Below are 13022 nucleotides of genomic sequence, written 5' to 3' on the forward strand. Positions count from 1 at the left end.
TTCAATATCGGGATTCGTACAACCTGTCGACGGCCGATGTTTGCGCACGGCCTGGCGGCCGCCGGTGTGCGGGCAAGCCGATCGACTCGGGCATGCGCGGACCCAATGGCGAATGTGTCATTTCACGCACGTTCATCAATCTGTCCGCAATCAGCATGACGAACGAAAGACCGATCGCGTCATTCGCAGAATGCGTATCGTTCACGCGGCAGGACCGGAGACTTCGCCAGTTGCGTCCGTCGGTTGCGGTCGGCGTGTGGCGCGTATCACGACGGCATGGCATCGCTCGCGCGCAGCGTGATGCCTGTCCACGCGCCGCTTGCGGCCAGTTCGCCGATCAGCTCGACGATCGTTTGCCGCACGGCCAGCGCGGCGGAATTGACGGGCGACGTATTCGACCAGCACAGGCTCGCGGGCCGGCGGATCTCCGGCTCGACGATCCGGCGCGTCTTCGGCCGGCTGGACGGCTCACGCGACGCCAGTGCGGACGCCGGCAGGATCGTGCAGGCAAGCCCCGACTGCGCGAGCGAGATCATCGTCGGCAGCGAATCGATATCCGCGATGATGTTGAGCGGCACCTCCTCGCGCGCGAACGTGCGTTCGAGCAGCAGGCGCAGCCCGTTCTGCACGCCCGGCGCGACGAGCGGCACGCCGGCGAGCGACGCGAGCGGGCAGGTCCGCGCGCGCGACGGTACCGCGCCGCCCGGCTCGCCGAGCAGATGCAGCACCTCGTCGAACAGCGGCATCGCGGTGATGCCGGTCGTGTTGGATTCGCGGAACAGGATCGCGAGGTCGAGCCGCCCGTTTGCCAGCAGCTCGTTGATGAAGCCGCTCATGCTCTCGAGGTACTGCAGACGGATGCCCGGATAACGCACCCTCACCCGTTCGAACAGCGGCACCGCGAGGATCGACGTCATCGTGGTCGGGAACCCCACCGCGACCGTGCCCGACTCGCTGCCCGCGCCTTCCCGCACTTCCTGGCGCAACTGCTCCATCTGCCGGAGCACGAGCCGCGCATGGCGGTACAGCGCCTGCCCGGCCGCGGTCGGCTTCACGCCCTGCGGGCTGCGCACCAGCAGCTGGACGCCGACGTCGTCCTCCAGCTTCGCGATCTGCTGGCTCAGCGACGGCTGCGCGACGAACAGTTTCTCGGCCGCTTTCCCGAGGCTCCCGTATTCCACGATGCTGACGAAGTAACGGAGCTGGCGGATGTCCATGGCGGTTCGGTCGACGCGAAAGTCATAGGATACCCCTATGACCGGCACATTCAAACGGTATTTCCGCCGCGCGCTCGCTTCACCTACAGTCACTTCAAGCCAAGTCAAGACAGCCGGCCGGCCCGGCGATGGAGGTGACAGTGAACGCTCCCCGGTCGCATGCCAGCGACGATGCCCAACAGGTCGCGACCGACCTGATCAGCGCCGAACGTGCGGTCGCCTTCGCGGCCACGCTCGACCATCCGATCGTGCCCGCTGCCGGCGATGCGTTGCTGCCCGCATGGCACTGGCTGTATTTCTGGTCGATCGCGCAGCAGGCCGAGCTCGGCCCGGACGGCCATCCGCGCAAGGGCGGCTTCCTGCCGGACCTCGGGCTGCCGCGGCGCATGTGGGCCGGCGGCCGGCTGACGTTCGAACGCCCGCTGACGATCGGCGCGATCGCGACGCGCACGTCGCGCATCCTGTCCGTCGAACGCAAGGAAGGCCGCAGCGGCACGCTCGGCTTCGTGACCGTCGAGCACGTGATCGAATCCGCGGGCGAAGTCGCGATCCGCGAGGAACACGACATCGTCTATCGCGGCGCGGCCGCGCCCGGCGCCGCCGCGCCCCCGCCGAAGGCCGCGCCCGACCCTGCGCAATGGCAGCGCGACATCACGCCCGACGAAGTCATGCTGTTCCGCTATTCCGCGCTGACCTTCAACGGCCATCGCATCCACTACGACCGCACCTACGTGCGCGACGTCGAAGGCTATCCGGACCTCGTCGTGCACGGCCCGCTGATTTCGACGCTGCTGCTCGACCTCGTGACGCGCTCGCTGCCCGGCGCGACGATCGGCGAATACGCCTATCGCGCGGTGCGGCCGACCTTCCTCGGCAACACGTTCAGCGTGTGCGGCCGCCTCGCCGACGACGGCAAGACCATCGAGCTCTGGGCCAGGGACCACGACGGCTGGCTGACCATGACCGCGAGCGCGACCCTCGCCTGACTTCCGACGCTTTCCCCGCTACGAAACATGAACCCTACCGACGCGTACCAAGACATCCGCGAAGCCGTTCGCGACCTGTGCGGCGAGTTTTCCGCCGAGTATTTCCGCAAGATCGACGAGGCGCGCGGCTATCCCGAAGCGTTCGTCGACGCACTGACGCAAGCCGGCTGGCTCGCCGCGCTGATTCCGCAGGAATACGGCGGCTCCGGCCTCGGCCTGACCGAGGCGTCGGTGATCATGGAGGAAATCAACCGTGCGGGCGGCAACTCCGGCGCCTGCCACGGCCAGATGTACAACATGGGCACGCTGCTGCGCCACGGCTCGGCCGAGCAGAAACAGCGCTATCTGCCGAAGATCGCGAGCGGCGCGCTGCGCCTGCAGTCGATGGGCGTGACCGAACCGACCACCGGCACCGACACGACGAAGATCAAGACGACCGCGGTACGCAAGGGCGACCGCTACGTGATCAACGGCCAGAAGGTGTGGATCTCGCGCGTGCAGCACTCCGACCTGATGATCCTGCTCGCGCGCACGACGCCGCTGTCGGACGTGCAGAAGAAATCCGAAGGGATGTCGATCTTCATCGTCGATCTGCATCATGCGATCGGCAACGGGATGACGGTCCGCCCGATCCCGAACATGGTGAACCACGAGACGAACGAGCTGTTCTTCGACAACCTCGAGATTCCGGCGGAGAACCTGATCGGCGAGGAAGGCCAGGGCTTCAAGTACATCCTCGACGGACTGAACGCGGAACGCACGCTGATCGCGGCCGAATGCATCGGCGACGGCTACTGGTTCGTCGACAAGGTGTCGCAGTACGTGAAGGATCGCGTCGTGTTCGGCCGCCCGATCGGCCAGAACCAGGGCGTGCAGTTCCCGATCGCCCGCTCGTTCGTCAACGTCGAGGCCGCGAGCCTGATGCGCTTCGAGGCCGCGCGCCGGTTCGACGCGCACGAGCCGTGCGGCGCGCAGGCGAACATGGCGAAGCTGCTCGCGGCCGACGCGTCGTGGGAAGCGGCAAACGCGTGCCTGCAGTTCCACGGCGGCTTCGGCTTCGCGTGCGAGTACGACGTCGAGCGCAAGTTCCGCGAGACGCGCCTGTACCAGGTCGCGCCGATCTCGACGAACCTGATCCTGTCGTACGTCGCCGAACACATCCTCGGCCTGCCGCGGTCGTTCTGACGGGAGTGACGAGCATGCGCCCACTGGAAGGCATCAAGGTCGTCACGTTCGAGCACGCGATCGCCGCGCCGTTCTGCACGCGCCAGCTCGCGGATCTCGGCGCGCGCGTGATCAAGGTCGAACGGCCGGGCGTCGGCGATTTCGCGCGGGGCTACGACGAACGCGTGGCGGGGCTCGCGTCCCACTTCGTGTGGACCAACCGTTCGAAGGAAAGCATCACGCTCGACGTCAAGCAGGCCGCGGCGCTCGACGTCGTGCACAAGCTGCTCGCCGATGCCGACGTGTTCGTGCAGAATCTCGCACCCGGCGCGACGCAGCGCCTGGGGCTCGACTACGACACGCTGCGCGAGCGCTATCCGAAGCTGATCGTCTGCGACATCTCCGGCTACGGGCTCGACGGGCCGTTCCGCGACAAGAAGGCGTACGACCTGCTGATCCAGAGTGAATCCGGATTCCTCAGCATTACCGGCGCCGACGGCGAGCCGGCCAAGGCCGGCTGCTCGATCGCCGATATCGCGGCGGGCATGTATGCGTATACGAACATCCTCGCCGCGCTGATCGAGGGCGGACGCACCGGGCGCGGCCGGCACATCGACGTGTCGATGCTCGAAAGCATGGTCGAGTGGATGAGCTATCCGCTCTACTACGCGATCGACGGCCAGTCGCCGCCGCGGCGGGCCGGCGCGTCGCACGCGACGATCTTCCCGTACGGCCCGTTCAAGGCCGGCGACGGCAACACCGTGATGCTGGGTCTGCAGAACGAGCGCGAATGGAAGCACTTCTGCGAGACCGTGATCGGCCTGCCCGAGCTGGCGGCCGACGAACGCTTCGGGTCGAACAGCCGCCGCGTCGCGAATCGCGACGAACTCGCGGGCGTCATCGTCCGTGCATTCTCGACGCTGACGGCCGCCGACGTGATCGGCCGGCTCGAGCAAGCCGGCATCGCGAACGCGCGGATGAACGACATGCACGACGTCTGGACGCATGAGCAGCTCGCCGCCCGGCATCGCTGGACGCAGGTTGCCACGCCTGCCGGCGACATCCCTGCGCTGCTGCCGCCCGGCGTCGCGCCGGGCGACGATCCGCGCATGGATCCGGTGCCGGCGCTCGGCCAGCATACCGATGCCGTGCTGCGCGAGCTCGGCTATGCCGATCAACAGATTCACACGTTGCACGCATCCGGTGCGGTCTGACCGGGCCTTTCCGCGCTGATCGAAGCGCGCCCCTCATCGACATATCGAAGCGTCTCCGCGTCCGCTCACGGACGCGAGAGCGCCGCACAACCGGAGACATCATGGCGAACACCGTCAATGCCGCCGGCCGGCTCGACCGGCTGCCGATTTCAAGGTTCCACTGGAAGATACTCGGACTGATCGCCGGTGGCGCGTTCCTCGACGCGTTCGATATCTATCTCGCCAACGGCTCGGTCGCGGCGATGGTCAAGGAGGGATTCACCGATCTGCGGCATGGCGCGATGTTCGTATCGTCGACGTTCGTCGGGATGATGATCGGGGCGTTCGTCGCGGGCTATGTCGGCGATCGGCTCGGACGGCGGTATTCGTATCAGCTCAATCTGGCGGTGTTCGGGCTCGCGTCGATCGCCGCGTGTTTCGCGCCCGATATTGCGTGGCTGATCGTGCTGCGGTTCATCATGGGGATCGGGCTCGGGGCGGAACTGGTCGTCGCGGCCGGGACGCTCGCCGAGTTCGTGCCGCCCGAGACGCGCGGCAAATGGGTGTCGCTGCTCGCGATCATCACCAACAGCGGGCTCTTTGCTGCGCTGGCCGCGGGGTACTGGATCATTCCTTACCTCGGCTGGCGGTACATGTTCGCGCTGGCTGGCGTTGGCGCGCTGGTTGTCTGGTTCATGCGGAAACGGATGCCGGAATCGCCGCGCTGGCTCGAGTCGGTCGGGCGGCTCGATGAGGCCGAGGCGACGCTGGCCGCGATCGAGCAGGAGGTCGGCCGGCAGGTCGGCACGCTGCCGCCGGTGCGGCGTACCGTCGACCTGCATGTCGGGAAGGTGCCGCTTGGGGTGCTGTTTTCGAAGGGAATGCGGGGACGGACGACGGTCGCGGCGTTGACCGCGATTGGTGTGAACGTCGGGCTCTATGGCTTCATTGCATGGCTGCCGACGTTCTTTGTCACCGAGGGACTGTCGGTCGTCAAGTCGCTCGGGTTCGTGTTCCTGATGTCGATCGGCTCGCCGGTCGGCGGGTTGATCGGCTATCTGATCGCGGATCGGATCGGGCGGGCGAAGGGGATCGTGATCGCGTCGATTCTCAGCATCGCGCTCGGCTGGCTGTATGTGTCGCTGCGCGATACCACCGCGATCATCGTGGTCGGATTCTGTCTCGTCAGCGCGATCTACACGATCACGACGCTCGGGCTGTTCGGCTACATCCCCGAACTGTTCCCGACCGAAGTGCGGCTGCGCGGCACCGGTGTGGCAGGGATGTGCGGACGGATGTCGTCGATCGGCACGCCCGCGCTGGCGTTGGCGCTTTACCAGGCGTTCGGCGTATCGGGCGTGATCGCGATGGTCAGCGCGACGCTCGGCGTGCTGTGTGTCGCGATCGGGTTGCTGCGTGTCGAGACCGGTAGGCAGGCGCTCGAGGAAGTCGCACCGGGGACGAGCGACGCGGAGGGTGCGGCGGTCGGCTCAGGGGTGACGCAAGCCTGACCGGCGACGGACGGACGTACCGGCCGGACAGGCGGACAGGCCGCGACGAACGTTCGGCATTCGACGTCCGGCCCCCCCGCACTTCCTCCGCTGCTACACGGTCGACATGAGCCTGACGATTTCCCGCAGCAGATAATTCGCGGCCGGGCCAAGTCGCCGTCCGGCCCGTGTGATCACGTAGCGGTCGAATGTCCGCGCGATCGGATGGTCGATCGGCACGGCCTTCACCTGACCTGCGGCGATTCTCTCCTGGGCCGCGCCGCGGGTCATGAATGCAACGGCCAGGTTCTGTGCCGCGATCGCAGCGGCCGTCGAAAACCGGTCACAGCGAAATGCAGGCACGTACGTGCGTCCGATATCGGCGAGGATCGCATTGACATGCGCCTGCAGCCCGAACTCCGCGGGCATGAAGACCAGCCGTTCGTCGGCGAGCTCTTCCATCTTGACCGACTTGCGCGACGACATCGGATGCGCGACCGAGACGATCGCGCACAAGGGCTCGCTCTGAAACATGCGTGCGTTCAGTGTCGGATCGGTCGACGCGCCGATCGACACGCAGATATCGACCAGATCCTCCCGGATCATGGAGATGAGCTGGGGAAGCGAGCCGGTGCGCAACTCCACGACGATGCCGGGGTATCGGTCGAGAAAGGGTTTCAGGGCAACCGACACCAGACTCGTCACGATGCCCTCGCCCGCGGCGATGGTGACCTGCCCGCGCCGCAGGCCGCGGTATTCCTCCAGCTGGGCGCGAAATCGGCGGGCATTGCGCTCGCAGTCGCGGAAATAATCGACCGCCATCTGACCCGCTTCGGTCAACTCCATTTTTCGCCCGCGACGCGTGACCAGCGACAGCCGAAGCTCGCGCTCGGCAACGGCGACTTGCCGGCTGATCGTCGACACGTTCACATCCAGGCCAAGCGCCGCCTGACGCATTCCGCCGAATGTCGCGATCGCGACCAGGTATTGCAGCGTGCGCTCCGAGAGACTCCGTTCGAAGGTATCCAACCCGCCTCCAGTGTTGCATTCAATGCAACATTTTCGCAGCCGGACACGCAACTTTCCACCGGGATTTTCGCCGATACTCCGCCCCATAGCCGGTCAGGGAACACGCACGTTCCCGAGCCGAACGGAGACAGAGCGGATGACCGCTCGAACGCATCGATGGAGGAACAACATGAACGACGCCAGCCCGCAAGTCGAAAGCGTGGAGCAGCGTCGGCCAGCCCGCGCGAACGGCGGCGGCGAGCCGATCAGCCCCTATGTGCTGCTGTTCGTCATGCTGTTGGCGGCGGCGATCGCGACATGGCTCGTGCCATCGGGCGAGTTCTCGCGGACGGTCAGCGACGGCGTCAGCCTCGTCGTCCCCGGCAGCCTGAAACCGGTGGCTGGGCACGGCGTAGGGCCAGGCGAGATGTTCGTCGCGCTGGCCAAGGGCATGATCGCGTCCGCGCCGATCATCTTTCTCATCCTGTTTACCGGCGGTGCGCTGGCGGTGCTCGAAGCGACCGGGGCCGTTCGTAGCGCCCTCGCCTTGGCCACCCGCCGGGAAGGCGCGCGGGCGCACATCACGGTCATCGTCCTGTGCGTCGTCTTTTCGCTGCTCGGCACCTTGGGCGTGGTGACGAATTCGGTCGTGGCGTTTGTCCCGCTTGGACTGCTGCTGGCCGAATCGATGGGGCTGTCGAAGGAAATGGGCGCCGGCCTGATCTATCTGGGCACCTACGCGGGCTTCAACACGGGCATCCTCAACCCGGTGACGACCGGACTGACCCAGCGTCTGGCCGGCCTGCCGATGTTTTCCGGGATGACGTTCCGCGTGTGCCTCTACGTCGCCTTCGTCGTGGCCACCGTCATTTTTCTCGTCGTCCGGATGCGCACCTGTCGCGTGAGCGGCGCAGCGATTTGCGCGTCGACGTCGTCGATGAGCGGGACCACGCCGTTCTCGCCCGTGCGACGCCTCGACACCCGGCAACTTGTCGTCGTCGGCATCGTGCTCGTCTGCCTGTCGGTATTCGTCTACGGTTCATCGACGCGGCACTGGGCCGAGACCGAGATGATCGCGATGTTCCTCGTCATGGCGATTGCCGGCGGGATCGCGAGCGGCATTCGACCGGGCAGGATCGCGGACACGTTCCTGCATGGCTGCAGCGGCCTGGTCAAGGGCGCGCTCGTGGTGGGAATGGCGCGGGCCATCTCGATCGTCCTCGCCGACGGGAAGATCCTCGACCCGATCGTCGACCTGCTCGCCGGATGGCTCGCCCCGCTCAATGCCACGGCGGCCGCGATCAGCATGTTCGCGAGCGCCGCCTTGATTCACGTCGGCATCTCGTCCGGATCGGGCGAATCGGCGGTCCTCATTCCGATCTTCGCGCCGCTGGGCGACACGCTGCACCTGACCCGCCAGGTGACGGTGCAGGCCGTGCTGCTCGGCGAGGGCTTCATCAACTGCTTCAACCCGACTTCCGGGGTCCTGATGGCGGTCCTGGCGACCGCCGGCATTTCCTACGTCAGGTGGCTGCGTTTCGTCATGCCGCTGCTGGCCGCCTGGTTCGGCATCTGCATCGTCGCCATTGCAGCCGGCGTCGCCATTCATCTGGGCCCCTTCTAGTCCGGCGTTTCTTCCTGGATCGAACATGCTATTACCCGACCTCAGTTCCGTCTCCGACCTCGAGCCGCTTGCCGACGACATGCGCAAGCTCCGCTACACGCTGCATGGCTGCCCGGAACTCGCGTTCGAGGAAGTGGAGACCGCGGCGCTCGTCGCCACTCGTCTGACGGAATGCGGTTATTCGGTCGAGACGGGGCTCGCCGGCACCGGCGTCGTCGGCACGCTGCGGCTGGGCACGAGCGAACGCAGCATCGGCATCCGGGCCGACATGGACGCGCTGCCGATCGACGAGCGCAACACGTTCGGCCACAAGAGCCTGATTCCGGGCCGGATGCATGCCTGCGGTCACGACGGGCATACCGCCATGCTGCTCGGCGCGGCCCGATACCTGGCGCGGCGCAGGCGATTCGACGGCACGCTGCACCTGATCTTCCAGCCCGCCGAGGAGCGCGGCTACGACAGCGGTGCCAAACGCATGGTCGAGCAAGGGCTCTTCGAGCGCTTTCCCTGCGATGCGGTGTTCGCGATGCACAACCACCCCGGTGCGCCGGCGGGCACCTTCATGTTCCGCAAGGGCAACTTCATGGCCGCGGGCGACCGCGTCTACGTGAAAGTCGTCGGCAAGGGCGGGCACGCTGCCCGCCCGCATCTGGCGAACGACCCGATCGTCGCGGCAGGCAGCATCGTGATGGCCTTGCAGACCATCGTGTCCCGCAATGTCGATCCGACCCGGTCGGCGGTCGTGACCATCGGAAAGATAGCGGGCGGATCGGCGCCCAACGTCATCCCGGGCGAGGTCGAATTGAGCATCAGCGTTCGATCGTTCGACGCGGACGTCCGGCGGAGGTTGAAGGAACGCATCATCAGGCTCGTGCACGCTCAGGCCGACAGCTATGGCCTCACGGCCGTCGTCGATTACGTGGAGGGCTATCCGGTGGTGACGAACACCGATGCCGAAACGGAGCTGGCGATCCAGGTCGCGAAAGAACTGGTCGGCGAGGATCGGGTCACGGAACAGATGGCTCCGCTGATGGGAAGCGAGGACTTCGCATACATGCTGCAGGCGCGCCCGGGCGCCTTCCTGCGGATCGGCAACGGCCCGGCCGACGGCGGGAACACGCTGCACAGCGCGACCTATGACTTCAACGACGAGAATCTGGTCGTCGGGTCCGCCTTTTGGGCCCGGCTGGTGGAGCGTTATCTGCCTTCGAACGTCGGCGACGGCCGATGATGCAACCCGCATCGCCGGGCATCGCAGATGCCGGAGACGGTGCCGTCGCCGGAACGCGGGAACCCGGCGGCGTCCACCGTTCGGTCGGGAGATTCAAGCTCGACGTGACGCGTGGCGCCTGCCCCGCTCATGCGGGCAAGCACACGCATACGCACGTAGCGCGCCGCCGATGGTGACATAGAATAGAAGCTATTCCCGACTGAAAAAAGGGGGCCGAAATGAGGCGCCTCTATTTCCTCGTACCCGACACGCAGATGGCGAAGGCGATCGTCGACGACTTGCTGCGCGCGCGCATCATCTGGCGCCATATCCACGTCCTCGCCGATCACAGTGTCACGCTTGATGAGTTGCCCGAAGCATCGTTACTGCAAAGCAGCGATGTCGTGCACGCGCTCGAGCGCGGCGTCGCACTCGGCGGTGCGACGGGCGCGCTGATCGGCCTCGTCGCGCTGGTGTACCCCCCTGCCGAGCTCGTGATCGCGGGCGGCGCCGTCGTCGCGTTGACGGTGGCGGGCGCGGGCTTCGGCGCGTGGACGGCCGGGATGATCGGCATCGCCGAGCCGAACGCGCGACTCGAGCGATTTCGTGAATCGATCAAGGAAGGCCAGATCCTGATCATGGCCGACGTGCCGGCATTGCGAGAGCAGGAAATCGAGCAGATGATCGCCCGGCATTTTCCGAAGGCGGATCTGGAAGGCGGCGAGCCTACGACCCCGGTTTTCCCCTGACGAACGCAGAGTGCCGTCTCCCCATCGCGCGTGTCGGCTGCAGGCCGGTGCGAAACCGGCATCCGTCTACGCAGAGGAATGCGTCGGGGTACTGACGGTACCCCGGCACGCCGGTACCACGGCTGTGCCGCGACAGCCCCTGCCCGTCCGGCATTGCACGCGATCGGACGCCCACGGCCGCGCATCGCCGCCATCTCCGCGCCATGTCGCGCCGACACCCGCCGACACGCCGATTCCGAACGTCGGACAGAGCACCGTGTTGCCATGCGACGCGCAGGGTTTTTGCACCTTGCGTTGCCATCCATATCTGCCATTCTGAATCGAACAGGCGACGAATTTTCGACGTGCGTGGCGCGTGCTGAACCCGAGTGCCGAGGCTGAACCGTCAGCAAGGAGGTCGTATGGAACTGCACATTCAATCACACCATTGGCAACGGCGCATGCCGGACTGGCTCGCCGCGGCCGTCGCCGGTCTTGCGGGCGGCGCGCTGGTGATCGTGCTCGAATTCTTCTGGTCGACCATGGTGCTCGATGAAAGCCCGTGGCAACCGACCCACAAGATCGCGGCGATGGTGATGGGCCGCGGCGCGCTCGAACAGATGTCGGTCTTCAGCTTCAGCATCGTCGGAATGGCGCTGGTATTGCACTACGTGCTCGGCGCGATCATGGGGATGATCCTCGCCGCGATCATGGCCCCGTTCCGCTTCGATTCGAGCGTCGGCATGGAGGCCGTCATCGGGCTGGCGTTCGGGATCGTCGCGTACGTGTGGAACTTCTACGTGATGACCGCCGTGTTCCCGTGGTTCATCTCGGAGCGAGGTTCCGGACCCTTGCTGGCCAACCTGCTGTTCGGTGTGGTCACCGCCGTCGTGTACGGCATGCTCGAACGGCGCAAGCAGAACGCAATGCACTGACACGCCGCTTCCTCCCGCCGCGCGAGACGGCCGCCTCGACACCCCATGCCGGAGGCGGCCGTTCTGGTTGTCATCGCGGCAGGGGACGCCGACATTCGGGCGCTGCGTGGACGGGGCGTGCTCCCCCCTTTGTGCTGCCTTGCACGATGCAGAGGAGCAGACTACCTTTTCTTTAGAGCCGCCGACGACGCTTGGTGAATCGGTCGTGGCAGACTGCCGGCAAAAGGTGAGACGAAATACGGCAAGGCGGCACGACGATGCCCGGAGCGCCGGTTGGCGGCTCCGGCGAGTGACGCGCGGCGAGGCGGCCCATGGCGCTTGCGATTGCCCTGATCCTGATCATCCTGTTGGCGGTGGGGTTCCACTTTGCCAGTCCCTGGTGGATCACGCCGATCGCATCGAACTGGGTGAGCATGGACGACATGCTGACGATCACGCTCGTCATCACCGGCGCGCTCTTCATCGCCATCAACCTGTTCGTCGCGATCGCACTGGTGCGCTACCGCCACCGCGGCGGGCATCGCGCCGCGTACGAGCCGCACAACCGGCGGCTGGAATGGTGGCTGATCGGCCTGACCGCCGTCGGCGTGGCGGCGTTGCTGGCACCCGGTCTGTTCGTCTACGCGGACTACATCCGGCCGCCGCGCAACGTGCTGCAGATGGAGGTGCTCGGCCGGCAATGGCAATGGCGCTTCCGCTTCGCCGGCCCCGGCGGCAAGCTGGGCACGACGGACGTGCGCTACATCGGCAGCGACAACCCGTTCGGCCTGAACCCCGCCGACCCCAACGGCCGCGACAACTACCTGATCGAGACGCCCGAGGTCCACCTGCCGCTGAACCGGCCGATCCAGGTCCTGACACGGTCGCTCGACGTGCTGCACGACTTCTATGTCCCGCCGTTCCGTGCGCGCATGAACATGGTGCCCGGCATGGTGACGACCTTCTGGTTCACGCCGACCAAGGCGGGGCGTTACGACATCCTGTGCGCGCAGCTTTGCGGTGTCGGGCACGCCGGCATGCGCGGTGTGGTGGTGGTGGAAGACGAAGCGGCATTCTCGCGCTGGCTCGCGCAGCAGACCAGCTTCGCGCAGCGGCAGCAGGCCAAGGTGCAGGCTGCGGCAGCCGCGCCTGGCGGCAGCGCCCAGGCGCTTGCCGACCAGGGCCGGGCGCTCGCCGCGGCCAAGGGCTGTCTCGCCTGCCATACCGTGGACGGCAGCCCGCGCGTGGGCCCCACCTGGAAGGGCCTGTTCGGCAAGACCGAAACGATGGCCGACGGCAGCACCGCGAAGGTGGACGAAGCCTATCTGCGCGCGTTCATCCGCGACCCGTCGGCCCGTGTCGTGAAGGGCTATTCACCCATCATGCCGCGTTTCGACCTGAGCGAGCAGGAGCTGACCGCGCTGGTGGCCTACATCGAATCGCAAGGCGGCCCGGCTGCCAGCAGCGCGGCCAACCGCCAGCCCTAGC

11 protein-coding genes are annotated in these 13022 nt (G+C 66.5%); 9 read left to right on the forward strand and 2 right to left on the reverse strand.

What is annotated here, in order from left to right:
• Positions 1-266: 266 nt before the first annotated feature.
• The gene (locus tag U5771_RS29050) at positions 267-1217 is read right to left on the reverse strand and encodes a LysR substrate-binding domain-containing protein (RefSeq protein WP_322027160.1); all 951 of its coding nucleotides are present in this window, start codon (positions 1215-1217) and stop codon (positions 267-269) included.
• Between the two features lie 128 nt (positions 1218-1345).
• Here U5771_RS29050 and U5771_RS29055 point away from each other — a divergent pair, with 128 nt between their 5' ends.
• The 4 genes from U5771_RS29055 (at position 1346) to U5771_RS29070 (ending at position 6071) form a co-directional block, all read left to right on the forward strand.
• On the forward strand, positions 1346-2203 hold the full coding sequence (locus U5771_RS29055) for a MaoC family dehydratase N-terminal domain-containing protein (protein ID WP_415859445.1): 858 nt from the start codon (positions 1346-1348) through the stop codon (positions 2201-2203).
• 27 nt (positions 2204-2230) lie between these two features.
• On the forward strand, positions 2231-3388 hold the full coding sequence (locus U5771_RS29060; protein ID WP_322027162.1) for an acyl-CoA dehydrogenase family protein: 1158 nt from the start codon (positions 2231-2233) through the stop codon (positions 3386-3388).
• Positions 3389-3402: 14 nt separating this feature from the next.
• A complete protein-coding gene (locus U5771_RS29065) occupies positions 3403-4581 on the forward strand; it encodes a CaiB/BaiF CoA-transferase family protein (protein WP_322027163.1) in 1179 nt (392 codons plus the stop codon).
• 101 nt (positions 4582-4682) lie between these two features.
• Entirely contained in the window at positions 4683-6071 is a 1389-nt protein-coding gene (locus U5771_RS29070; RefSeq protein ID WP_322027164.1) for an MFS transporter, read from the forward strand.
• A gap of 93 nt (positions 6072-6164) precedes the next feature.
• On the opposite strand, the gene U5771_RS29075 is transcribed toward U5771_RS29070, so the two are convergent.
• Positions 6165-7079 (reverse strand): LysR family transcriptional regulator, encoded by a 915-nt coding sequence (locus U5771_RS29075; protein WP_322027165.1) that lies wholly within the window; start codon positions 7077-7079, stop codon positions 6165-6167.
• A 169-nt stretch (positions 7080-7248) separates the two neighbouring features.
• On the opposite strand from U5771_RS29075, the gene U5771_RS29080 reads away from it, so the two are divergent.
• The 5 genes from U5771_RS29080 (at position 7249) to U5771_RS29100 (ending at position 13021) form a co-directional block, all read left to right on the forward strand.
• Positions 7249-8682, forward strand: coding sequence for a YfcC family protein (locus U5771_RS29080; RefSeq protein ID WP_322027166.1), 1434 nt, complete (start codon positions 7249-7251; stop codon positions 8680-8682).
• A 25-nt stretch (positions 8683-8707) separates the two neighbouring features.
• Entirely contained in the window at positions 8708-9913 is a 1206-nt protein-coding gene (locus U5771_RS29085; RefSeq protein ID WP_322027167.1) for a M20 aminoacylase family protein, read from the forward strand.
• A gap of 218 nt (positions 9914-10131) precedes the next feature.
• Complete coding sequence (locus U5771_RS29090; protein WP_322027168.1) at positions 10132-10641, forward strand: DUF1269 domain-containing protein; 510 nt, start codon at positions 10132-10134, stop codon at positions 10639-10641.
• Between the two features lie 401 nt (positions 10642-11042).
• Positions 11043-11555 (forward strand): hypothetical protein, encoded by a 513-nt coding sequence (locus U5771_RS29095; protein ID WP_322027169.1) that lies wholly within the window; start codon positions 11043-11045, stop codon positions 11553-11555.
• Positions 11556-11866: 311 nt separating this feature from the next.
• Complete coding sequence (locus tag U5771_RS29100) at positions 11867-13021, forward strand: c-type cytochrome (protein WP_322027170.1); 1155 nt, start codon at positions 11867-11869, stop codon at positions 13019-13021.
• The last annotated feature ends 1 nt before the right edge of the window (position 13022 follow it).

The organism is Burkholderia sp. BCC1977 (genome assembly GCF_905339595.1).
In the GTDB taxonomy this organism is placed as follows: domain Bacteria; phylum Pseudomonadota; class Gammaproteobacteria; order Burkholderiales; family Burkholderiaceae; genus Burkholderia.